The sequence below is a fragment of the Petralouisia muris genome (assembly GCF_004793545.1).
GTDB classification, from domain to species: domain Bacteria; phylum Bacillota; class Clostridia; order Lachnospirales; family Lachnospiraceae; genus Petralouisia; species Petralouisia muris.
Genome location: NZ_SRYA01000032.1, coordinates 1 through 23,149 on the forward strand (window position 1 = coordinate 1; position 23,149 = coordinate 23,149).

The following is a 23,149-nucleotide window of genomic DNA, read 5'->3' on the forward strand; positions in this document are numbered from 1 at the left end:
AAAAAGGAACCTTTTACAATTCAAATGTAAAAGATTCCTTAAGTTAATGACATTGCGAAAAATAAAGCCTTTTTCAACATTATTCAAAAAAGGCTTTATTTTTTGGTTATTCAATTTTTCAAAGTAAAGCAGCGTTTCTTCATGACTGTATCCACAAATTTATTCCTTTAGCATAAGATAAATTTTATACCAGTTGGAATTTCCGTACATCATGGCAATGCTGCCCGCAATTTCCACCCCATACGTTGCAAAATACGCTCTGATTCTTTCTTTCAAGTCAGTTCTGCCCATAATGAATCATACCCGCTTTCTTTGTAATATGGTTTCCCCTGCGAAAAATATTATCTCCAAAAACAGTCAAAATATGCCCAAAAGCAAAATCTTTTGGAGTTCCATTATTTTGGACTTTTTATTGACATTTTTTTTCATAAACTGTATACTTCTGTTATTCAATTTTTCCAAATAAGGAGCACTACTATGGATTTAGACAGAGTAGCAGAATTTGTTGCCATTGCACAGCACCAGAGCATAAAAAAGGCAGCTGAAGCCCTGCAAATCGTTCCCGCCACCTTAAACACAAGATTCCGTGCCTTTGAATCATCTTTGGGAATCCGGCTTTTCTTAAAAGAGCAAAACAAATTGACCCTTACTGCAGAAGGCTCCTGTTTTTATGCAGATGCTTTAAAAATTTTAAAAGAATACCGGCAATTACAGCAGGAGCTTTCCAATTTGAAAAAATCATCCGCTTCTCAGGGCCTGTGCATTGCCATAACCGGGAATGGACTGCCTTTTCATCTGGGACCGTTTCTGGATATTCTGAATGCAAAAAATCCCCAGATTCAAATCAGGCTGCTGGATGACGCCTGCTATTCCATCGCCGATGGCCTGCTATCCAACCAGATAGACCTTTACTTTGCATCCGCTATGAACCAGTTTACTCTGGAAGGAATTACCAAATATACATTTGCTCCTTCGCAGCAGTATGTCATGCTCCCTGCCAGACATAAATTTTCCACCAGGGAAAGTATCTCCCTGAAAGAATTAGACGGGGAATGCTTTATCTTATATCCAGAGACCAGGGAAACATGCATCCGGGATTTTCAACTGGCAAACCTGCAAGCAGCCAACATTCACTATACGGTTTATGATAGCCAGTCCTCTGTCATATTCAATCAATTATTTGTTCCTGTAGGAAAGGGACTGTTCTTATCGCCCGTACCTTTGATTGACGCTCTGCCAAACACTGCCTGCATTCTGCTGACCGATATACCATACCCTGCTTCCTCTTCACTTTTTTACTGCCGGGATTGCAGCAAACCTCATGTTATGCAGTTTGTAGAAGAATTCAAACAATTTATCAGGGAGGCACAAAGACATGAAAACAGAAAGGCTTTATGAATTTCTCATCCTTTCCAAAACACTGAATTACAGCAAAGCTGCCAATACCTTATATCTCTCCCAGTCAGTTTTAACCAAGCATATTCAGGAAATGGAGCAGGCACTGAATGTGAAGCTCTTTAACCGGACAACCCATGGCGTGAACCTGACGGACGCCGGGCGGCTCCTTTCCCAGAAATCAGAAAACCTCATTGACCATTGCGATGCTGCGGCAAACCTGTCCTATTTAAAAGGCCTGTCAATCAAAGGGACGGTCAATATTTCATGCTCCATCGAACTGGCATATTCCTCCCATATCCAGGTTTTCGTTGACCGCTTTATGGAACATTATCCAAACATACAGGTCAATTTTGAAATAAAAACAGAAGGTACGCCAGAGGAGTTACTCCATGATCCCTGTTTTGATATTGTATTTACCCCGTGTGAATACCCGAATCTTGCTCCCAATATCTGCCAGCACTTAATCCAGCTTCATGGCGCCTATGTTGTTCTGTTTCCCGGACACCGCCTGCTCTCCAAATCTCTGGTGTACCTGCGTGAACTGGAGGGTGAAACGATCATCGTCCCTCTTTCCAGTGAACTTTTTGGCCCGTATGCCAAAAACTGGCTCCTTACCCAGAGATACACCCATGGCAAAGTTAACTGTATCAAAGTTCCGAACCTTCCCACTGCCCTGTTTTATGTTTCTATAGGAAAGGGAATTGCCATTATCCCAAAATATGCCAAAAACCTTACCAACGGAAATGTTTTTATCTCAAAGGTTGCAAATGATACATGCTGCTTCCATGAATTTATGTACTATAACAAAAAAGCAGAAAATGAGGCTGCAAAATTATTCTGTGAAAAATTCTGCAGCACTTATTCCTCTCTGCCCCATTCAGCTAAATAAAATAAACTTTTATCTTTTCACCGGCCTCCATCCCGGAACTTCCCGGCGGAATTTCTCCAAGCAGATCGCAATCCAGCATAGGAGAAACAGAGCCGTTCCTCTGATTATCAATCTCGACAAAAACCAGCCTTCCATCCCTGATTTTCGCCCTGCCCCGCAAAATCCTGGCGCTCTTTCCAGCCTTTTTTAAGGGCTCTTCCAAAACTGATTCTGCCCCATCAAATCCAATGTCCGTCCTGCCGCATAATTTTTTCAGATACGGCAGGCCAATGCGCAAAAGCCCCACAGCAACAGCGCCGAGATTGCCCGACAGCCCCAGAACCACTTTTCCTTCTTCCACGATATTTCCGGGACGCATCGGAGACAGGCAGGTCACCTCTTTCTCCGTAAATCTGGTATCTTCATGTTTGACTACCGTATCTGCGCCTTTTGGTACCATCGCCCCCGTCATAATCCTTGCTGCTGTCCCCTCAGTAATCAGATATCTGCCCCTGCTCCCTGCCGGAATCGTCTCTGTCACTCTCAGTATAACCGGATTTTCCGGGGATGCATGTTTGATATCTGCACTGCGCAGTGCATACCCGTCAAAGGCACTTCTGCGAAAATGGGGAACATCAATCCCTGCCATAATTTTCTCAGCCAACACCCTGCCATACGCTTCTGCAGCCGGAACACGTTCCAGTTCCGGACATACGTCAAGTTCCTCCAGCAGCCTGCATGCTTCCAGAATGTCATCTGTCTTCTTCATTTTTCCATCTCTCCTTCAAAGTCCGGTAGTGTCAAATTTACCACTATATTTTTGTTACAAACCTTATAAGTTCAAGGATTTCACCACTTTTTCAAAAGAAAAAGCAATGACCTCCCTTTTTTGTATCAATACTATCGCTATCCAATAAACAATGAAAGGAAGGTCACCGCTTATGGATATTATTACCTATTTATTTTCTCTCATTCAATCTCTTTACCACCAAAACTGCTGGCTGATTCATTTTATCTGCAGATATATCACTATGAAACAGTGGGCTTTTGATGATTCCCATTCTCCAAAGCGCCAGAAGTACAAGATCAGTGAACTCCCCCTGGTCACCGACTTCCGGCAGGACCGGACTTATAAGGAACTAATCCCTTACTATGAAAAACGTTATGGTAAGAAAATCCGCCCTGTCAGCCGCCACTCAGAATGCGATATCCCGGACAGCTGTACCTGTCCCCGCTGTGATGCCCCGAAGTCTTTCCTTTATAAGAATAATGGCTCCAAAGGGCAGCTTCTCTGCAAAATCTGCGGTGCCAGGTTCTCACCCGCCCAGAACCGCTTCTCCTCTGTAAAACTGCGCTGTCCGCACTGTGCCCATACCCTGGTTCCCAAGAAAGAACGCAAACACTTTATCGTCCATAAGCGCGCCAATCCCAAATGCCCTTATTATCTCTACAATCTCAAAAAAGTAGAGAAAGAAGACCTCCGGAAGGACTATGGCAAAAATAAATATAAACTCCACTATATCTACCGTGAGTTTACGATGGATTTTTTCAGCATGGATCCAAATACTCTCCCCAAGAACGCCTCATCCCTGAAATTCAGCAGACATAATGCCCACGTTATGTCCCTGTGCCTGACCCTCCGCGTCAACCTCAGCCTCTCCCTGCGAAAAACCTCGCAGGCCCTGAAAGACCTGTACAACATTGACATTTCCCACCAGCAGATTGCCAACTACTGCAAAACTGCCGCTGTCTGCATTAAGCCCTTTGTTGACCAGTACCTCTACGAAAAATGGGAGGTCTTTACTGCCGATGAAACCTATATAAAAATCCGTGGTATTAAATCCTACGTCTGGCTCATTATGAACGCTGCGTCCCGGTCCATCATCGGTTACCAGGTATCCGACAACCGTGGCGTCGGCCCCTGTATCCTTGCCATGCGTATGGCCTTCCGGGGCCTTACGAAGCTGCCTGAAACATTTAAGTTCATCGCTGACGGCTACAGCGCCTATCCTTTTGCCGCCATGGAATTCGCAAAAAAACTCGGCAAAGACTTTTCCTTCAGGGTCACCCAGGTCATCGGACTTACCAATGATGATGCCGTCTCAGCGGAACACCGCCCGTTTAAACAGATGATCGAGCGGCTTAACCAGACCTATAAGGCTTCTTACCGTCACACAAACGGCTTTGACAATATCGACGGGGCGAACTATGACCTGGCTCTCTGGAGCGCTTACTACAACTTTCTGCGCCCGCACAAACACAACAAATATAATGTCCTCAACGAGGTGGAAATGCTACAGGGTACCGACAACATGCCGGGCAAGTGGCAGCTTCTCATCTTCCTGGGCCAGCAGACCATCCTGAATATGCAGAAAAACGGTACTGCCGCACCGGAGCGGAGCTGTTGTCAATAGAACCGTGGAATACCGGAGCCGCCGCCAGGCGGTGAGGATATGCCGCGAAAGTCTATTGACATAAGGCTCACGGATTATCCTGTCAAATAGAAAAGGGGGGCAACTGCGCCCTTTTCCTGCCTTCCGGCGAGGACGGGTTCGGGCAGAGTCCGAAAATGGGTCAAGGGACTGGTCCCTTGTGGGATTTGGAGCAATGCCCCAAGGTCTTAAATCATCAATATCTACAGTTTTCAAGGTTCAGATGAGCCTATTTTTTTCAGCTCATTTTTTCATAGATTACTTGACACTACCAAATGTCTTTATTGCTTTTACTGAGCAGATCCGCTAAAAGCATTATAAAGATTGCACGGGCTGTGGGCTATGACAGCCAAAGCAGATTTACCGCCGCATTTAAAACATATTTTAAAGTCCTGCCGAAAGAATACCGCAAAAAATTCCCATCTTGACAATTAGTACAGTTATGGACTATACTGAAATTAGTACAGGACTGTACTAATCGCATTCAGATTTGAGGAGACAGACTATGATAAACAACACCATTCTTATGGAACAGCTAAACCAATACTACGATGCATGGCTGCAATATAATAATGTGTACGAAGAATGGGCAAAAGCACACGGGCTGTCCGTCAACTGCCTGTTAGTATTGTGCGCAATTTATGATAGCGGGAACGGCTGTACACAGAAAAAGATCAGCGGGCAGTGGCTCATACCCAAGCAGACAATCAATATGGTTTCCAAAGATTTGCAGCGCAAAGGGTTCGTGGAACTGTCCCCTCTGCCAGAGGATAAGAGGAATAAAATAATCCGTTTTACAAAGGAAGGAAAAGAATATGCGGACACCATCGTGAACGCGCTGCGGAAGGTGGAACTCTCTGTCATAGAGGAAATTGGCATGGAACGTATGCAGCAGCTAAACGATAGTATGGCTTTATTTGCAAAACTTTTCTACAAAGCAGGAGGCATAAATGACAATGAAACAAACCCATGATATCAGAATTTTCTTTCAATACGTCATCCCATCCGTATTGTCTTTTGCCCTGTCGGGAGTCTACGCCATTGTGGACGGATTTTTTATCGGGAACAGCATAGGTGATCTTGGGCTTTCAGCCGTCAATATCGCTTATCCAATCGTTGGCGTAATCCAGGCGCTCGGCACAGGAATCGGAATGGGCGGTGCGATTTATTATTCCATTTATAAGGCAGAGAAAAAAGAAGATCAGGCAAAAAATTTTATAGCTGGCGCGTTGTGGGTGCTGATCATTTCAAGCGTCCTTGCAACAATCCTGGCTTTCCTTTTGAATGGCACGCTGTTACGATTGTTAGGTGCGGACAGTGAACTGCTTGCATTGGGAGAAGAATATATCGCTGTTATCGCTCTGGGAGCTTCCACGCAGGTGATTGGCACAGGGCTGGTGCCTTTTATCCGCAATCAGGGTGGCTCCTTCTACGCAATGGTTTCCATGATTGCAGGTTTTGTCACCAATATCTTTTTGGATTACCTGTTCGTATGGATATTAGGGCAGGGAGTTTCAGGTGCGGCATGGGCTACAGTCATCGGGCAGGGTGTTACCATGCTGACTGCGCTAGCCTGGCTGCTGCGCAAAAAGCAGTTTACGCTGAGCATTCCTTTTTTCAAATTTGGAAAGGCGGCTGCGTCCATAATGAAAATCGGGATTGCCCCCTTTGGGCTTACGATGTCCCCTAACATTTCGCTGACTATCATAAACCGTTTCTCCGTGTCCTATGGCGGAGAACAGGCAGTCGCTATTTATGCCTGTATCGCTTATGCAATCTGCATTGTTTATCTGATATTACAGGGAGTAGGCGACGGAAGCCAGCCCCTGCTCAGCCAGTATTATGGAGAAGGAAATTATGACAAGCTGAAAAGTACAAGAAAACTGGCGTATGTATTTGCTTTGTTCCTGTCCCTGATTAGCTGTATCATCATGTACCTGACAAAGGGAAGCCTCGGCGCATTATTCGGGGCATCGAATGTTGTGAATGCGGAAATTGCCAAAATAATGCCTGTCTTCCTGATTTCCGTTCCCTTTGTTGCGGTTCTCCGTATCACAACCGCAAGTTTTTATGCCACAGAAAAAAGTGTGTTCTCCTATGTTTTGACTTTTATGGAACCACTGCTTATGTTCGTGCTTATGCTTGTTCTGCCGCCTTTGTTCGGCGGGCAGGTCATGATCTGGTGGAGCACGGTTTTTGCACGAATTCTATCAGCAGTGTCAGCATTTATCCTGAAGCGCCATGTAGATAAAAGGGAATAGCAATCATCTGTTTTTCTCAATATCCTGCCAGTTGGAGTTGCTCAGGATTTCTGCATCTTCACCAATAAGCGCTTTACCGGCTTCTTCATCTCCCTGTAACTGGTACAGCATCCAGGCCGTCATATATCCGTCGGTCTTCATCTGCATTTCCTCATGCTCTGCTCCTTCAACCCTTGCACGGAGTTTAAATACATTGTCTGGCATGGCATTGTAATTCTCAATTAGCGATGAAAGCGGAGCGACGCCAAGCCACTCTGTGGCCGCATCCGTTGCACTGGTATCGTCAGATGTTCCAGCAGCGGCAGTCATAAACCACGGAATAGATACTTTTGAGGCATCATATCCACCCCACATCTGTGCAAGATAAGAATGCGCTGCACTGCCTGTAAAAATTGTTTTATACAAACCGCTGTTCTCAAATTCCGTTACCGCTCTGACCGCACCTACACCGCCTTGTGAATATCCGGCAATTCCAATATTTTGAACATCAATTTTTTCATAAAACAAACTGTCGGAATTTTGATTCTGCTCCAACATATAATCCAAAGTCAGTGAGGTTGATATTCCTGTTCCCGCCTGTCTGTCATCACTACCGACTACAACAAAGCCCCAGGAAGCAAGCCTTTCAAAGTATGGTTCGTAGTTTAATGCTGCCGTATTGCTGCCATTCACGACAACAATCAGCGGATACCTGTTCTCCATTTCAGAGGGATACCAGATACGGATATTCCCTATCGACTTATCCTCGGATTTTACTGCCATGACGGATACTTCATAATCTCCAAGTCCCGCATACTTTTTCTCTAATTCCGAATCCGACTGAAACTGCGTGTAATAATCTTTCGCCAGCCAGGGCTTTTGAGAATCAATATAGTTTTTCATCAGCAGGAAGCCCACTACAAGTACAATTAAAATGATCATTCCCAAAATCACAATTCCCACTATTTTCAAGACCTTTTTCATCAATCAATTTCCCTCCGTTTGACAGAATAATTCCCTTTCGCTATAATGTTTTTTGGAACAAGTGTCACAATAAAATACACTTGTTCCACACAGGCAATATTATAGTAACGTTCAAACTAAGTGTCAATACGCATCGGCCAAAATGGTACTGCCATCACGCTATGCGGTACAGAAAGGGGGTCTTTGTTCCATTATGAAAAAAAATCAAACGGCATTTATGAAACTATGCCTTGCAGACGCACTGATCAAACTGATGAAAACCCAGGATTTTGATACCATCAATGTAAACTCAATTTGCAGGGAAAGAAGCCTGATTTGACAGAATTTATATATGATAGCAGGAAGCTGTTTTCGATACTCTATCAGAATAATCTCATTTCTGTCATTATGCGTGCGCTTGAGGATTTGATACCGTCAGGGGAAACATACGATAAACAGGCTTCATATCTTATGTCCTTTTTTATTTATGGATATTTCGGAATCATCTATCAGTGGATCAAATATGACTTTGATGAAACGCCTGAACAGATACAAAAACATATTAATGATACTATCGCCTTAGCTCAAAACTCATAAAAACAGGCAAGGCATATTCATTTCCACGATGAAAATATGATCCCATAGTCATTCATTTGTTTGCGGCATAAGTATAACCAATCAGTATTTCTTTTGGAATCCCCTGCTGCAGGGAATAATCCCCCAAAGAAAATTTGATGACCGTCCGTTCTGTGTGTTTATGCAAAAAAATAAAATACGTCATAAGATGTGCCAGACAGGCATTCAGCACAGTAGGTATCCCGCCAATCGTAATCGTCCATAGTACATAGTTGGAACAATAACCATATGTATCTGCGTCCGTGCCAAGCAACGGGAAGGCATGGCAAAAGGCGGCATTGCCAACGTCGCAGCCGCCACCTGATTCGGATCGTTCATCCTTATCAATGTCAGAAACAAAAAAACCGCTCTTAAAATTTATACTCTGTTGCTAGAAACAGTTCCTTACTTCAATGCAAGACTTCTGTTATTTTTTATCATACACAAAATAGTATAGATTGCAACTGCCAGCTCTGTAATCGGCATGACCCACCATAGAAGTTTCGCACCAAACAGCGCCGGAAGCACAAACACTAATACACCGCATAAAACCATGCCCCGTGCCATAGAAATAATCAATGCGGTTTTCGGCTGCATCACAGACTGGAAATAATAGGTTGCGAAAATGTTCAGCGGCAAAAGCAGATACGCAAGACCATAGATCTGCATAATACCGGGCGCAATCTGCAATACGCTGTCTGTTGGGGACATGAATACTTTCACAAAAGCGTTTGGGAACAGACGTACTGCAACTGTCCATAAAACACCGAAGACTGCGGCTGTCCACAGGGAATATTTCCGCGTTTCCCTGATGCGCTCTATATTATGCACACTGTAGTTTTCGGAGACAATTGGCTGTGCAGCCTGTCCGACAGCGTAAGTAAAGCATTGGACAAGACCGGATATCTGGACAATAACCCCAAATACCGCCAGCGCATCTGCACCAAAATAATTCATAATCTGACGGTTAAACAGCATTGCAATCATTCCCATCGCTATTTCCGAGACAAAAACAGAACAGCCGTTGAGCACCAGTTCTTTTGCCTTATGAATATAACCATGGACACGGGCCAGCTTGAGTGTATTTTTTCTACTGAAAAAGTGAGAGGCCATAACCGCAATCGTCAGCGTTATGCCGATAGCAGTCGCAAGGCCTGCGCCAAACATACCCATGTTAAGCCCAAACACAAAATACAGATCTCCGAAAATATTGAAACATCCGCCACACAAAGTCGCAAAGGCTGCAAACCCCGGCGCATTATCGTTTCTCAGATAAGCGGCTAGCATTTGCGTGAACGGATATGCCGGAATCACAAATTGGATAGGGCGAAGATATGCCTTTGCCAATGGCAGGAGTGCATCATCCGCACCAAACAGGCGGAGCAACTGGTCATCAAAAACAGTGAGTCCGATCCAACAGACTACAGCTATGGCCGAAGTGAGAAGCAAGGACAAGGTAAAATAAGCATTTGCCTTGTCGGTCTTCCCTTGTGCCCTGTAATATGTATATTTGATAGAACCTCCGCTGCCGGTCAAAATCCCCAAACTGTACAAAATTGTCCAAATCGGCGCTACAATAGACAATGCCGCCGTACCCTGCGGACCCTGATACTGACCAACTACGGCAACGTCCACCATCCCGTATATACAGGAGATCATGGAACCTCCAAATGCTGCGCCAAGATACCTAAAGTAGTGTTTTTTAATACTTCCCTGTGTTAAATTCTTTTCCATAATAACTCCTATCTGAACTTACTCATTCGCTGGGACAGGCTGTCCGAGTATTTCGCAAGTAATTTAATTGCAAGTTCTCTTTCAGAGGCATCCATATCCTCAAAGGCTGCAATTTCTTCAGCAAGAACCAGATCAACCGTTTTTCTGGAAAACTCTTCGCCTTTTTTCGTCAGTGTGACATACTTATGACGTTTACCATTGTAATCCCCAACCTCAATCCATCCATCCTTCACCATCTTTTTCAAGGCAGAATGGACCGTCTGCTTTGGCTGGTATATAAAACTGCAGATATCTTTTTGGGTGACTTTTTCTTCCGACTGGCGTATGTAATACAATATCCAAAATGCACAATCAGATAAACCAAAAGACTTGGAGACCCCCCGGTAGATTTCCTCATATCCATTGATGGTTGCATTAAAGGTAACAAGAACTTCTTTTGCAGTATACACAGATTTTTCCCCCTCTCAGTCCGAAATCAGACTTATTCTATCTTATTTTTTTCAAGTTTTCAAGAGAATTCACAAAAAAATAACATTTACCCGTAGAATTTCCTCCCACAGGCGATGTGCTGTTTCATCATCCTGAGTTCTGTTTTCAGATATGCTTTGAAAATAAGAAAACACTCCACATTCCCGTGAAGTGCAATCTGTTTATCTTATTCGATTTTTGTCGGAGCCTCCATCCCATTCTTGAAAGTAAAACGCACACCATCTTCGCCGTAGACCGTCACGAAATCCACCGTGGCATGCCAGAGCGTCAAAATATCCTGTATTTCCGCATCCTCTGCCCCGCAGACAGTATCTGCTGTTCTTAGTAAACGGCAAACCTCTCGTTCCGGTCTAATGCGGTCATCTCCTGCATTTCCTCGTCCGTCAGTTCAAAATCAAATATTTCAAAGTTCTCCTGAATATGGCCTTCATTGCTGGAGCCGGGGGATTGCAATGTTCCCCGCCTGTAAGTGCCACCGCAGAATGACCTGTGCGGAAGTTTTTCCGTGAGCCTGTGCGATACCGGAAATGGTCTCAGCGTTAAACAATGTCTGCGTGTTGCCGCGTCCGCCCAGAGGGAACCATGATTCCATGACCGTCCCATACTGCTGCAGATGCTCCTTCATCTCCACGCTCTGATGGTAAGGATGCGTTTCATTCTGAAGCAGCGCAGGCACAATGGATGTGGCGTTTACCAGCGGGTCAAAATCCTCCGGCATATAGTAATTGGAAAGCCCGATGGAACACATCTTCCCTTCACTGACTGCCTGCTCCATGTCCTGGTATAACGCCACGTCATTGCGGGGCTGTGAATGATGTAAAATCTTCTGGTCTGCTTATGTCAAGTAAGGAATAAAAATTTTTCAAATATTTTTAGAGCCATGGACATTGTTTGCCCATAGCTCATATTTTACCGCTATATACTCAACATTCAAATAATCATCTCACTAGATAATATTAAACTTCAACTCTCCTGATGGAACGAGCGGATAGCAAGTCTGTCATTAGTCTTTGGCAATTTAAAGAAATGTTTCTATACCCGTTTTAGCGTTTTATCTGTTTGTGGGAATATATCATCACTATTCTATTGGATATTCATTCTCTACATACTGTTCTGTCCCTCTTTCTTTCCATATGATTTTATAAACAAAATCACCATTATGTTTGTCATACCATTCCCATGACTTTACTCCAACTGCATGAATAATAGGCAATCCCATTCTGTTGGTTCTTACAAGTGATAAATAATTTGCAATCGCAAAATCTTGTTGTCTTAAACCAGTTTCTTGCGATTGGCAGAATGCTTCGGAATAAAATTTACAGTATTCAGACGCCGCAGGCTGTGATTCTGGATCTGGATTCCACTCTTCTTGATGCATACGGCAAACAGGAAGGCAGAGCATTTAACTTTCATTGTCAAAGCAATGGTTATCATCCACTTGCTTGTTATGATGGAATGACCGGAGATCTGATAAAAATCCAGCTTCGTGACGGAACACAGCATTCCTGCGCCGGAGTGGTTGACTTCCTGCAGCCGATACTTGATGAATGCCTGAATGATTATCGCAAATCCGTATTCTGCTTCGTGGTGACAGCAGTTTTGCTATGCCTGACCTTTATAAGCAGTGCGGGGAAAATGGCACAAGCTATGTAATTCGGCTGAAAGAGAATGGCATTCTCCGTGAAAAAGTATCCCATCTTGTGGATGAGCTTGATGAGATCGCCAGGAATAATAAAGTTGATTATGCGGCAGTTTATGGTGAATTTATGCACAAAGCAGGTTCATGGCCTTATGAAAAGCGGGTGGCATGCAAAGTTGAAGAACCGGAAAACCAAATGGTTTACATGCACACATTTATTGTCACAAACATGGATTCTTCACCAGAGTGTCTCAGCAAATTTTACTGCAAGAGAGGGCTGATGGAAAACTTCATCAAAGAAAGCAAATCCGGTTTTGACTTTGCGTCCGTAAGCAGCCATACCAGAATGGTAAACGCCAACAGACTTCAGGCACACGCTCTTGCGTATAACATATTTAATTGGTTTAGACGATTGGCGTTATCAGCAGACATGCGAAAGCAACGCATTGATACCGTCCGTTTAAAACTGCTGAAGATTGCTGCAAAAGCAATTCATTCAGCAAGATATATCACATTCAAGCTGTGCAGCAGCTGCCCTTATAAGAAGGAATTCAATGAGACTCTTTCAAATATCGGTAAGCTGAATGTACAGCTGGAATAGCGACTATTAACGAACCTTGACAGCTTAACTTCTGTATTAATATTTGCCTTAATTTCTTCTCCATATACACCAAACAGCGTAAGGAACGATTGACTTTAACGTAGATTCATACACCCCACTTAGACGGCACTCATATTTAGTCTCTATCTGTGGAGCAAATTGTAAAGGATTGATTCGAGCCATATCAACTCCCATCTCAGCCAGTTTTGTACCAAATTCTTCCATTGTACATCCTGACATCAGACGATCGTTGGTTGAATCCGCAAGCAAATCTACCTTCCATGATGCCCAATTATGCCGAAAACTTTCCTCATATCAGTTCTGTAGTATTTTCAGGATTTCCGTTGGCTGAAAGGTCATCATCATGACGGATGTCAAACGGATGCATTTATCCTTCCCCTTTTCCAATGCGGAAGATTTCCTCCACCTGATTCCTGATATAATACAGTGACAGGAAAAGCTACTCTACCCACAATTACTCTTTTTCTATGAAACAAAACTGTAAAAAATCTAGCTTTCCGCGTCCTTCATAGATAAAATATAATGGCAAATATCCTTCCAATAAAAAGGATACCACCTCACTGTCTGTCCATTCATCACCTTGCGTTACAACAATTCTGGCGACTTCCCGATAATCCTTTGTTTCAATGCGCAGTATTCCACCAGTTCCTCTGGTCGTTACAGAAAGATGCGTTATTCCTGTGAAAGAAAAATATTTATAGCCAACCCTCGTGCCATTCTCAATATCTTTCACAAACCGGTTTTGACTGTCATGATTGATATTTGGAGCATAGCGATTCTTTTTTGCATTCGACAAATGTGGCATATGTCCTTGCGTCAGATTACAACAGATTGCAGCAGGATAGGTTCCCTCAGTCTTCAGTGGCGCTCCATTTAAGCCACAACTCGTCATTTCAACCTGTTGAATGGTTCCATCCTCACCAATCTCAATTTCTTCAGCGCAACCTTGTCTGGAAAACGCTGTATTATGTGTTAAGCGATGGTAGAAAATGTAATATTTTCCGTTAATATACTCAATACTTCCATGATTTGTACCCGTGGCGCAAAGCCGGTCACTCTCCTTCCGTCCGTTATATCCAATATCTCCGTTAGATATAATAACACCTCGATACTCGTACCCACGGTCTGGATAACGACTGGTTGCATAACATAATTCGTGGTTTACATGAGAAGAATATATAAAATAATATAGTTCCCCAAACTTCCGCAAGGAGGCTGCCTCATAAAAACTGTGCTGTCTGAGACAGCTTCCTTTTGGCGCATTGTTAAGCGCCGGTAAAATTCGTACAGGCTCGCCTTTTACAGTAAGCATGTCATCTTCCAGTTCCACCAGGTTTGCCCCCAAAACACTCATCGGTTCTTCTGCCTTGATTTCTTCTTTGGACTTATTGAATATCCCACTCATTACTGCTGGCATGAACCGCCGCATAAGTGGCGCATGAGTATCAATTCCAAGTCCCCATCCATAGGTCAGGTAGATGTGTCCATTATCATTCAGAACCGCAGGATCAAATGGAATAAACCGTAAAAGGGGGTTACCATCAGGATATTTTACATCACCGTAATACTCATATTTTCCTGCCGGTGTATCACAGACCGCTACAGAAATTGGGCCATCAAAACCATGATTTCCCCTACCAGATAAATCATAATAAAGATAGTACCTCCCATCTTGTCCCTGTACTACATCAGGAGCATATATATCCTGACGTTCTATGGAATAATGACGGCATTGCTCCGCTCGATAAATCGTTCCCTCACAACGCCAGTCGCTTAAATCATCTACAGGTGCAGACCAGCACTCATAATCCAGCAAGCAAAAATTCTCTCCACCCTCAGCATCATGACTGCCATAAATATAGACGCGGTTCCCAAAGACATGGGGTTCTCCGTCCGGAATGTAGGTATCCAGTGGTAAATATGGATTAAATGCTTGCTTCTTCATCATCTTCTTCTCCTTCTTAATCATCTATTTGTGAAAAATACGATTGCTCACACTGGATATTTCCAATCTGGTACACATGTTTCACATCTTTACTGCATGTGATTCATCATCTCCGCTAACTGAGCAATCGCATCCGGATCATTGTTTGCTGCTCCTACCGCAGCCTGCATCAGCGCAAGCGGCGTCGCGCCTCCCCCCTGCTGCACCAGACGGATCAGTGGTGTGTTGAACACGATGCTCGTCGTAAAGAGAAACTCGGAACTGTTCTCATCACCTCCACAGCTTTGCAGGATTCCGCCCTTAATTCCTTCCATGATCTGCTGTACGACCGGATTATCTTTCATGTCATTCAATGTATTCAGCATGGTGTACTCTCCCGGCTTTTCCAGTTCAAAAGGTGTAATTTTCTGTCCATAGAGCCTTTCAAAATCGGAGACCTTTGGCTTACCTGAGGGGCAGATATACCAGCTGGGTATCTCTTCTGATTTCAATGCATCGACTGTTCCCTGCACCCGAATATCCTGCATCAGCCTGATATCCGCACTGGAAGTTCCGGCCAGAATCTGATACGCGCCAGTCAGCACTTCCCAATTTCGGGTGTCCACATCATAGTGAGCAAAGGATCTCCCGTCCAGTGTGACTGTAACTTCTTTTTCCTCTCCGGCCTCCAGATATACTTTGCAGAAACCTTTCAATTCCTTCTCTGCCTTGAAAATATCCGGCGTCCGGTCTGACACGTAAATCTGTACAACTTCTGCACCAGCCCTGTCCCCTGTATTTTTTACCTTGCATGAAACAATAAGTCTCGCATCTTTCTGATGTGATTCCCATACAAAATCTGTACCCACTGTGTTTTCACCGGATTTTACAGTGAGATCCGAAAGCACAAACTGGGTATAACTCAGTCCATACCCAAACGGGAACTGTACCGGGATTCCCGCTTTTTCATAATAGCGGTAACCAATATAGATACTCTCCGCATATTCCACCTGTCTCGGATTTACACCAAATGTCTCTGATGATGAGCAATCCTTATAAGCAGCCGGGTAAGTTTCCGCCAATTTTCCACTGGGGTTTACATCGCCATACAATAAACCGGCAGCGGCCTCGCCAACCGCCTGTCCGCCAAGATACAGATTAAGAACTGCCTTTGCGTCCGCAAGCCACGGCATTTCCACGGGACTTCCCCCCATCAGCACAACGACAACATTTGGATTCACCTTTGCAATCTCTCTGACCAGCTCACAGTGGCTCTCCGGCATTGCCATATGTTTTCTGTCGTAGCCCTCCGACTCATAAGAATCAGGAAGCCCCACAACAAGAACCGCCACCTCTGCCTCTTTTGCGCCGTCAACAGCCCGCTGCAGCTCATGTGCGTTCCTTTCTCCGTCTGATTCATACGCGGGATAGTACGAAAGCGTTCCGCCCGCCGATTCCATGGCTGCCCGCAGGCTGGAAAGCCTGGTCGGATTGATGTGGGAAGAGCCTGCGCCCTGATAGCGGACCGTCTCGGCCATCGCGCCGCACAGAGCAATTCTGGCTGTTTTCTTCAAAGGAAGGAGCGCATTCTCATTTTTTAGTAGTACGGCACTCTCCTCCGCAATTTCTCTTGCAAGATCATGATGCGTTTCCACGTCGAGCAGATATCCATCATGATGCCTGCTGCGGGTTTCCCTCGCCTTCCAGGCCAACCGGATGATCCGCTCCACACAGGTGTCAATGTCAGTCTCCTGAAGTTTGCCTTCCTCCACGGCCTGTTTTACTGCCTCATCAAACATTCCGCTGCTGCTGGGCATTTCGAGGTCACAGCCTGCCTGGAACGCCTTAATCCGGTCATTCATTGCGCCCCAGTCTGTGACAACCAACCCTTGAAATCCCCACTCTTCCCGAAGAATATCGGTCAAAAGTTTCTTATTATCACTGGAAAAAATCCCATTAATCTTATTGTAAGAACACATCACGGTATCCGGCCGGCTCTCTTTCACCGCCATCTCGAAAGCGGACAGGTAGATTTCTCGCAGCGCCCGCTCATCCACCATGCTGTCCCCCATCATACGATCCTGTTCCTGGTTGTTCGCCGCATAGTGCTTTAAACTGGTTCCCACACCCTTACTTTGTACGCCACGGATCCAATTTGCTCCCATCACACCTGCCAGATAAGGATCTTCACTGAAATATTCAAAATTACGCCCGCAAAGCGGATTGCGCTTCATGCATACGCCCGGTCCCAGAACTACATCCACACCATAGTGCAGCGCTTCCTCGCCAATTGCTTCACCCATTCTGCGCAGCAGCTGCGGATTCCAGGACGCTGCACTGGCAGACGCTGTCGGGAAACAGGTTGATTGCTCACTCTGGTTGATTCCAAGATGATCCGACTCCCCTTTTTGTGTCCGCAGGCCATGCGGCCCGTCGGACATGAAAAAGGAGGGAATCCCATACTGTTCCATGCTCTCTGATTCCCAGAAATTCGCACCTGAACAGAGTTTTATCTTATCCTCCAATGTCATTTTTGCAATGACTTCCTTGATTTCATTCATCATTTTCTCCTCCTGATTTTGAAAATTTTTACTTCTGCGATCTGCGTTTTTCCAGTTCTTCCTTGATCTCCGGCAGTTTTGCCTCCAGGTCAAACTTCACCGCACAAATAAACATAATGAGAAACAGCACGAACGGAATGTAGATGTTAAATGCATAAATTGCCTGTCTCGTTGCCGCTGTCGCCACTGTCATGGATGCGTCATAATGCGCGAGTGCAAGACACCAGCCAACTACTGCCGCGCCAAGTCCGTTTCCAATCTTACCGCCGAACCCTGTTGCACTCTGTGAACACGCCACCATCCTATTGCCGTACTTATATGCATTGTAATCAATTGCCATGGCCGTAGTCACACCAAGCAGGCACATCATCGGAATGTTTGCAAAAGAACTAATGCAGCCAAGAATCGTATTGTACCAAAAATGAGTGGGATTCAGTATACGCAGGATATTGGCAGCCATTCCCAGCAGAAAACTCACGCGCAGCGTCTTTACAACACCAAGCTTCTTATTCATCGGACCGACAAAGACAAATCCAAGAATTGTCGGAATCATTCCCACTGCCCCGAGAATTGCCACCAGGTTATCGTCACCATATATCCATTTGCAGTAATATGTACCGGAGGAATTGGCCAGTCCATAGGTGACGTTAGACATCAGCCCCATAATCAGCGCCAGCACCCAGTACTTATTTCTAAAAAGCTTACCGATGGCATCAATCAGCGGAATCGCCTCATCCAGTTCATTTTCCGCTGCCGGGGTCTCTACAACACCGTCAGCGGTTGCTGTTTCCCTGCTCTTTTTATAACAAAGCAACAGAGAGAGTGCAACAATCAATGCGATAATCGCCGCAAATTTTACCCATGCGCTCTGCGTGCCGCCAAGCGCATTCGTGACCGGAATGACCGACAGCACGATTGCCATTCCCGGAATATAGCCCGCCAGAGCACGATACACCCCCATCTTGCCGCGTTCCTCGGAACTGTTTGTCCTCACGACCTGCAACGACGCATAAGGAATTGCAATTGCCGTGTAGATTACCGAAGTCATCAGCAGATTGGTAATCAGCATATATACAACCTGCAATCCTGTGCTGCCTTTCGGAACAGTAAACAATAGCAAAAGCATAAGGGCAGCCGGTATCGTCATCTTCAGAATCCACGGTCTGTACCGCTCTTTGCCCGGCTTTGTGTGGTCTATAATGTTTCCCATAATAATATCCGTGAACGCGTCAATAATTTTGGTGACCATAAACACGGTCGCGACCATCCCTGCCGCCAATCCCGCCTTGTCCGTATAAAAATAAGTCAGCTGTCCCACCATGCCGCTGACTGCATTCAGCGCAAACTGTCCCATGGAATCTGCAAAATAATCGCTCCCCCGCATTACCTTCTGAATGCCAAACTGGTCTTTTCCCAATGGTTTTTTCGCCATATTTATTCCCTCCTGTTTCTTAATCCATCATATAAGCTACTTTAAAACGATTTCCATGATTTCCAACTTATCAGACTCTTCAAATGTAAGTTTTAGTTCATATTTTCCGGCAGGTGTCTGGATTCCACCCGACACAGTATGAACTGTACCAGGCTGTCCCTCAATCTTAAGGCTGCCGGCATATTGGTCATTCATAATAACCAATATCTTGCCGCTCCCGGAAGCGGTAATGGAAATCTTATTCCATGCAGTCTCACTCTGTACATAACGGAATACTGCTGTATCTCCCGCTGAGATGTTCATCAACTTTTCTTCATATAATTCATCAGCACCGATATAGACCGATCCGATGACGCCGCACGCCTGATAGCCATAAATCTTTTCACCGGGCGCAAACGGTTCCCCCGCACCCTGCGAAGTCATCTTCACTTCATCAATACTCCCGTCAGGGTTGATTGTAATCGGCTCTATGCACAATCTCCGGTACTGCTGACATCCTCTGCTGCAACGGTGATAAAACACATACCACTGCCCATTTACATTCTCGATAGAACCATGGTTGTTCCAGCTCGCCGGATCACATCCGTCATTGTCAATTATGATTCCCCGATAGGTAAATGATCCCAATGGCGATTTGCTTGTAGAATACCCCAATGAGGTCGGTTTTCCTCGTTCCATGTCCGCATATATATAATAGTAAGTATCTCCGATTTTCCTCATAGAAGAACCTTCATGAAAGAAATGTTCCTCTTCTGTCACCAGATTATCTACAATATTTTCCGCATTAAAAGACACCATATCATCGTTCATCTTGACCCCATGAGAAAACAATTGTCCCCAATAATAGTATGCCTGCCCGTCATCATCCACAAAGATCGCTGGATCGATACCGCCGCAGGGAAGTTGGACAGGATTGATAAAGGGTCCTTCTGGATGTTCTGATACCGCTACGCCTTCGCTGTCATCCGGCATACAAAAGTAGAGGTAATATTTTCCATTCTTATAAATACAGTCTGGAGCCCAGAGCAATGGCAGCTTTTCACTCTCCTGCTCCTTCTCATAGGACTCTTTCCACTCCGCCGCATACCCCTGAACCATCTTCTGGATAAAAGGCGTCGGATGAAGCCAGTCGATTCCCTGATATTTGGGGGCATCCGGATCATTAAACCAGGGAATCTGACGGCCTGACAGGGCAGTATCATGAACCGTCCAGCATTTCATATCCGGGGTGGAAACCACATGATATTTTTCACTGCAAAATCTGTCTTCCAACGCATCAAAACTGCCATAAATATATAATTTTCCATCCGGCATAACATGACCTTCCACATCTGGTACATGATACTTAAGTGGAAGAATTGGATTTCTCTGATTAATATATTCTCTCATAGCAACATACTCCTTCTTTTTATTCCTCATTCAATTTTTCTAAAACCATCTGAAATACCCCGATGCCCTCCGGCGGCATCACTGCCGTGAGTTCACTGATGGTCATGCCGTAGGCAAACTCAATCATAGGGCCGTCCAGCATTCCGGGCACATACTGGTTAAAGAGTTCCACCGCCGCCGGCTCTTGAACCAGTGCGCCGAGCGTAGTGTCCATAGTAAATCTGTCCCGCTCCAATCTGGTATCCGTGTCGTACTCATAATGCCATGACCCGGAACCAAGCTGCAATGATTCGTCCTTCTCCGGCAGATACACCTTTGCCGTCGTATTTGCCGGGATCGTCACATCCACCGTAATTTTTCCGTCCCGACAGCTCCATGCACTACGAATCGTACCATATGCCGAATCAAATGATGCGTCCACACTCGTGATTCCCTTGAGCAGTCGCGGCTGAATCCGTATCTCCTTATATCCTGGTTTTGCCGGATTAATCCCTGCCAGTTTCTCGTACATCCAATCTCCGATTGAACCGTATGCATAATGATTCAGGCTGTTCATACCGGATTCGTCAAAACTGCCATCCGGCATGATAGAATTCCAACGCTCCCAGATGGTGGTCGCACCCTTTTTCACCGCATACAGCCACGATGGATAATCTTCTTTCAGGAAAATTGTTCCCGCAAGTTCATGCATGCCATTCTCTGATAATACATGGCATAAATAGGGGGTTCCCACAAATCCGGTCGAGAGATGGTTCTTGTGGTTTGCAATGTTTGTTTCCAGCGATTTTGCGATTCGTTTCCGATACTTTTCCTGTGCCAGGTTAAAATGCAGCGCCAGCACACACCCCGTCTGTGTCTCGCTCACCATCCTTCCTGTACGTGTGATATACTCCGCATCAAACAGTTTTTCAATCTTATGATGAAGCGCTGCATATTCCTTTGCATCTTCCTCGTATCCGAGTACCTCAGCCGCCCTCCGCACAATATCCGCAGAATACGCATAATAGGCATTTGCCACCAGATACTTGTCCGTCGCACCTGTGCGGTCTGCACTCTCCTCTTTATCAAGCGCCAGCCAGTCTCCATATTGAAACCCTGTCTGCCAAAGACCATTTTCACTACAGTGCGCCGTAATGTAATCTACATATCCCTTCATGCTCTCATACTGGTCTGCAAGTACTCTTTTATCCCCAAATACCTGATAAACCGTCCATGGTATCACCGTTGCGGCATCGCTCCATGCCGCTGCCGCCTCCTGATCGGCAAGGATATTGGGAACCACATGGGGTGGCCCAAACTGGGCAGTCTGCTCACTCTTCAGATCATGCAGCCATTTGGTAAAGAATAATGCTGTCTCCATGTTGTAGGAAGCGGTCCTGCAGAATACCTGCGCATCTCCCATCCATCCAAGACGTTCATCGCGCTGCGGACAATCTGTGGGAACATCCAGGAAGTTGCTGCGCTGCCCCCACTGGATATTATGCTGCAGCTGGTTAACCATCGCATTAGAGCAAGAAAAACTTCCTGTCTGCCGCATATCTGTGTGCAGCGTACACGCTGTAAAATCGGCAGGATCCACCTTTTCAAGCCCCTCCACGCATATGTAGCGGAATCCATGAAAGGTAAAATGCGGAAGAAATGTCTGCCTGCTGCCATCACAGATATACGTATCCGTCGATTTCGCCTGACGCAGTGTTTCCGGATAAAAATTTCCATCCTTATCTAATGTCTCTGCACGGCATACAACAATCTTCTGACCAGATTTTCCTTCTACTGTAACTTCCACAAATCCTGCCATATTCTGTCCGAAGTCCAGAACCTTCTCCCCCTTCGGCGTCAGGATCAGTTCTTTTGCGGGAGTACGTTTTGTGATTCTTACCGGTTCACATTCCTGCGCCGTGATATTCTCCATGGGATAGGAAAACGGTATCGCCTCAGATAACACATTGTCCGTAAATGTACTATCGATTGTCTCGCCCATATAGATTTCGCTGTACCTGACGGAACCTGTCTTAACCTTCCAATTCTGATCCGTAGCAACGACTTCCTTAGAACCATCTTCATAAAGGATATGCAGTTCCGCCAGAAGCGCCACCTGATTTCCATAGTGGTCCGGCGTACAGGTAAAACCGAAAATTCCCTTGTACCAGCCGTTTCCCACCATAATTTCCAGCGTGTGGGCGGAACCCTCCTCCTTATTGATGAGCTCTGTCACATCATATGTCTGATACTGCAGACGTTTTTTGTAGTTCGTCCATCCTGGAGCAAAGAATGCATCTCCGACTTTTTCCCTGTCAAGCCGTATCTCGTATACACCCAGTGCCGTGGCATAGATGCGCGCCCTCTTTACCGCTTTCTTTAACGATATTGTCCTCACAAAAACCGGACAGGCCGTCTCTTCTTTTGCAAAGGGATGTGTGATCCACCCTGCTTGGAAATTCGTCCCGGAAAGCAATCCTGTCTCAAAGCTTCCGACTGCCTCCGCCGTCTCTGCGTGGTTATCCCATATCACTACGCGGTACTCATAAATCTGTTCCGCCAACAGTGCCGGACCTGCATATTCTACAAGCACGGACTGTTCGGATTCCTTGCGGCCGCAGTCCCACAACATCTGACCTTCCGACATGACCTGAATTTGATACGCAACCTGTACGGTATCTGTCTGTTCCGATTCGATTTTCCACGAAAACCGCGGCCTTACTGTATCCAGTCCCAGTGGATTTTTCTGATACTCTGTACGCAAATCAGTTATCTGCATAAAAGCACCTCCTGTTTTTACTATATTTTTGTTTTATTTTCTGCTATATTTACATTTTACTTTTTTGTTTAATGCAAGTATTGTA

Annotated in this window: 20 protein-coding genes and 1 pseudogene; 9 read left to right on the forward strand and 12 right to left on the reverse strand. The window is 45.2% G+C overall.

The window, feature by feature from the left end:
* Positions 1-159: 159 nt before the first annotated feature.
* Positions 160-291 (reverse strand): hypothetical protein, encoded by a 132-nt coding sequence (locus E5329_RS30735; RefSeq protein ID WP_275443334.1) that lies wholly within the window; start codon positions 289-291, stop codon positions 160-162.
* 186 nt (positions 292-477) lie between these two features.
* On the opposite strand from E5329_RS30735, the gene E5329_RS15685 reads away from it, so the two are divergent.
* Together E5329_RS15685 and E5329_RS15690 are read left to right on the forward strand one after the other, a co-directional pair.
* A complete protein-coding gene (locus E5329_RS15685; RefSeq protein WP_135990428.1) occupies positions 478-1,398 on the forward strand; it encodes a LysR family transcriptional regulator in 921 nt (306 codons plus the stop codon).
* A complete protein-coding gene (locus E5329_RS15690) occupies positions 1,376-2,287 on the forward strand; it encodes a LysR family transcriptional regulator (RefSeq protein ID WP_135990429.1) in 912 nt (303 codons plus the stop codon). Before E5329_RS15685 ends, E5329_RS15690 begins: the two co-directional genes overlap by 23 nt.
* On the opposite strand, the gene E5329_RS15695 is transcribed toward E5329_RS15690, so the two are convergent.
* Positions 2,280-3,035 (reverse strand): molybdopterin-binding domain-containing protein, encoded by a 756-nt coding sequence (locus tag E5329_RS15695; RefSeq protein WP_135990430.1) that lies wholly within the window; start codon positions 3,033-3,035, stop codon positions 2,280-2,282. The two genes, E5329_RS15690 and E5329_RS15695, sit on opposite strands and share 8 nt — an antisense overlap.
* A gap of 172 nt (positions 3,036-3,207) precedes the next feature.
* Between E5329_RS15695 and E5329_RS15700 the strand changes: the two genes are divergently transcribed.
* The 4 genes from E5329_RS15700 (at position 3,208) to E5329_RS15720 (ending at position 6,959) form a co-directional block, all read left to right on the forward strand.
* On the forward strand, positions 3,208-4,680 hold the full coding sequence (locus tag E5329_RS15700) for an IS66 family transposase (protein WP_135990431.1): 1,473 nt from the start codon (positions 3,208-3,210) through the stop codon (positions 4,678-4,680).
* A gap of 293 nt (positions 4,681-4,973) precedes the next feature.
* Positions 4,974-5,126, forward strand: a complete 153-nt coding sequence (locus E5329_RS32205; RefSeq protein ID WP_275443335.1) for a helix-turn-helix domain-containing protein — start codon at positions 4,974-4,976, stop codon at positions 5,124-5,126.
* A gap of 77 nt (positions 5,127-5,203) precedes the next feature.
* The gene (locus E5329_RS15715; RefSeq protein WP_135990432.1) at positions 5,204-5,671 is read left to right on the forward strand and encodes a MarR family winged helix-turn-helix transcriptional regulator; all 468 of its coding nucleotides are present in this window, start codon (positions 5,204-5,206) and stop codon (positions 5,669-5,671) included.
* Positions 5,649-6,959 (forward strand): MATE family efflux transporter, encoded by a 1,311-nt coding sequence (locus E5329_RS15720; protein ID WP_135990433.1) that lies wholly within the window; start codon positions 5,649-5,651, stop codon positions 6,957-6,959. The genes E5329_RS15715 and E5329_RS15720 overlap by 23 nt, the downstream gene beginning before the upstream one ends.
* Positions 6,960-6,962: 3 nt before the next feature.
* Here E5329_RS15720 and E5329_RS15725 read toward each other — a convergent pair whose 3' ends face one another.
* Positions 6,963-7,922 (reverse strand): poly(ethylene terephthalate) hydrolase family protein, encoded by a 960-nt coding sequence (locus tag E5329_RS15725; protein WP_456320030.1) that lies wholly within the window; start codon positions 7,920-7,922, stop codon positions 6,963-6,965.
* A gap of 193 nt (positions 7,923-8,115) precedes the next feature.
* Between E5329_RS15725 and E5329_RS30740 the strand changes: the two genes are divergently transcribed.
* Together E5329_RS30740 and E5329_RS15730 are read left to right on the forward strand one after the other, a co-directional pair.
* Complete coding sequence (locus E5329_RS30740) at positions 8,116-8,241, forward strand: hypothetical protein (RefSeq protein ID WP_275443336.1); 126 nt, start codon at positions 8,116-8,118, stop codon at positions 8,239-8,241.
* Positions 8,238-8,498, forward strand: coding sequence for a TetR-like C-terminal domain-containing protein (locus tag E5329_RS15730; RefSeq protein ID WP_135990435.1), 261 nt, complete (start codon positions 8,238-8,240; stop codon positions 8,496-8,498). Before E5329_RS30740 ends, E5329_RS15730 begins: the two co-directional genes overlap by 4 nt.
* Before the next feature lie 423 nt (positions 8,499-8,921).
* On the opposite strand, the gene E5329_RS15735 is transcribed toward E5329_RS15730, so the two are convergent.
* The 4 genes from E5329_RS15735 to E5329_RS15745 form a co-directional block, all read right to left on the reverse strand.
* Positions 8,922-10,250 (reverse strand): MATE family efflux transporter, encoded by a 1,329-nt coding sequence (locus E5329_RS15735; RefSeq protein WP_135990436.1) that lies wholly within the window; start codon positions 10,248-10,250, stop codon positions 8,922-8,924.
* A gap of 8 nt (positions 10,251-10,258) precedes the next feature.
* Positions 10,259-10,699 (reverse strand): MarR family winged helix-turn-helix transcriptional regulator, encoded by a 441-nt coding sequence (locus tag E5329_RS15740; protein WP_135990437.1) that lies wholly within the window; start codon positions 10,697-10,699, stop codon positions 10,259-10,261.
* A 361-nt stretch (positions 10,700-11,060) separates the two neighbouring features.
* Positions 11,061-11,192 (reverse strand): hypothetical protein, encoded by a 132-nt coding sequence (locus E5329_RS30745; protein WP_275443337.1) that lies wholly within the window; start codon positions 11,190-11,192, stop codon positions 11,061-11,063.
* Positions 11,167-11,532, reverse strand: coding sequence for an aldo/keto reductase (locus tag E5329_RS15745; RefSeq protein ID WP_135990438.1), 366 nt, complete (start codon positions 11,530-11,532; stop codon positions 11,167-11,169). Before E5329_RS15745 ends, E5329_RS30745 begins: the two co-directional genes overlap by 26 nt.
* 479 nt (positions 11,533-12,011) lie before the next feature.
* Here E5329_RS15745 and E5329_RS15750 point away from each other — a divergent pair.
* Positions 12,012-12,979, forward strand: a pseudogene (locus E5329_RS15750) (IS1380 family transposase); the annotation flags it as partial.
* Between the two features lie 475 nt (positions 12,980-13,454).
* Here E5329_RS15750 and E5329_RS15755 read toward each other — a convergent pair.
* The 5 genes from E5329_RS15755 to E5329_RS15775 all read right to left on the reverse strand — a co-directional run bounded on the left by E5329_RS15755 (position 13,455) and on the right by E5329_RS15775 (position 23,064).
* Positions 13,455-14,948, reverse strand: coding sequence for a family 43 glycosylhydrolase (locus tag E5329_RS15755; protein WP_135990439.1), 1,494 nt, complete (start codon positions 14,946-14,948; stop codon positions 13,455-13,457).
* Positions 14,949-15,034: 86 nt separating this feature from the next.
* On the reverse strand, positions 15,035-17,488 hold the full coding sequence (locus E5329_RS15760; protein WP_275443338.1) for a glycoside hydrolase family 3 C-terminal domain-containing protein: 2,454 nt from the start codon (positions 17,486-17,488) through the stop codon (positions 15,035-15,037).
* A gap of 25 nt (positions 17,489-17,513) precedes the next feature.
* Complete coding sequence (locus E5329_RS15765) at positions 17,514-18,917, reverse strand: MFS transporter (RefSeq protein WP_135990440.1); 1,404 nt, start codon at positions 18,915-18,917, stop codon at positions 17,514-17,516.
* A 36-nt stretch (positions 18,918-18,953) separates the two neighbouring features.
* Entirely contained in the window at positions 18,954-20,306 is a 1,353-nt protein-coding gene (locus E5329_RS15770; protein WP_135990441.1) for a family 43 glycosylhydrolase, read from the reverse strand.
* A gap of 19 nt (positions 20,307-20,325) precedes the next feature.
* On the reverse strand, positions 20,326-23,064 hold the full coding sequence (locus E5329_RS15775) for a family 78 glycoside hydrolase catalytic domain (protein WP_135990442.1): 2,739 nt from the start codon (positions 23,062-23,064) through the stop codon (positions 20,326-20,328).
* Positions 23,065-23,149 lie beyond the last annotated feature (85 nt).

Coding starts and splice junctions, on each gene's coding strand:
- E5329_RS15770 (WP_135990441.1), bottom strand. CDS start 20,306: ATGAGAGAATATATTAATCAGAGAAATCCAATTCTTCCACTTAAGTAT.
- E5329_RS30735 (WP_275443334.1), bottom strand. CDS start 291: ATGGGCAGAACTGACTTGAAAGAAAGAATCAGAGCGTATTTTGCAACG.
- E5329_RS15685 (WP_135990428.1), top strand. CDS start 478: ATGGATTTAGACAGAGTAGCAGAATTTGTTGCCATTGCACAGCACCAG.
- E5329_RS15760 (WP_275443338.1), bottom strand. CDS start 17,488: ATGATGAATGAAATCAAGGAAGTCATTGCAAAAATGACATTGGAGGAT.
- E5329_RS15735 (WP_135990436.1), bottom strand. CDS start 10,250: ATGGAAAAGAATTTAACACAGGGAAGTATTAAAAAACACTACTTTAGG.
- E5329_RS15690 (WP_135990429.1), top strand. CDS start 1,376: ATGAAAACAGAAAGGCTTTATGAATTTCTCATCCTTTCCAAAACACTG.
- E5329_RS15765 (WP_135990440.1), bottom strand. CDS start 18,917: ATGGCGAAAAAACCATTGGGAAAAGACCAGTTTGGCATTCAGAAGGTA.
- E5329_RS15755 (WP_135990439.1), bottom strand. CDS start 14,948: ATGATGAAGAAGCAAGCATTTAATCCATATTTACCACTGGATACCTAC.
- E5329_RS30740 (WP_275443336.1), top strand. CDS start 8,116: ATGAAAAAAAATCAAACGGCATTTATGAAACTATGCCTTGCAGACGCA.
- E5329_RS15715 (WP_135990432.1), top strand. CDS start 5,204: ATGATAAACAACACCATTCTTATGGAACAGCTAAACCAATACTACGAT.
- E5329_RS32205 (WP_275443335.1), top strand. CDS start 4,974: ATGTCTTTATTGCTTTTACTGAGCAGATCCGCTAAAAGCATTATAAAG.
- E5329_RS15700 (WP_135990431.1), top strand. CDS start 3,208: ATGGATATTATTACCTATTTATTTTCTCTCATTCAATCTCTTTACCAC.
- E5329_RS15775 (WP_135990442.1), bottom strand. CDS start 23,064: ATGCAGATAACTGATTTGCGTACAGAGTATCAGAAAAATCCACTGGGA.
- E5329_RS15725 (WP_456320030.1), bottom strand. CDS start 7,922: ATGAAAAAGGTCTTGAAAATAGTGGGAATTGTGATTTTGGGAATGATC.
- E5329_RS15695 (WP_135990430.1), bottom strand. CDS start 3,035: ATGAAGAAGACAGATGACATTCTGGAAGCATGCAGGCTGCTGGAGGAA.
- E5329_RS15720 (WP_135990433.1), top strand. CDS start 5,649: ATGACAATGAAACAAACCCATGATATCAGAATTTTCTTTCAATACGTC.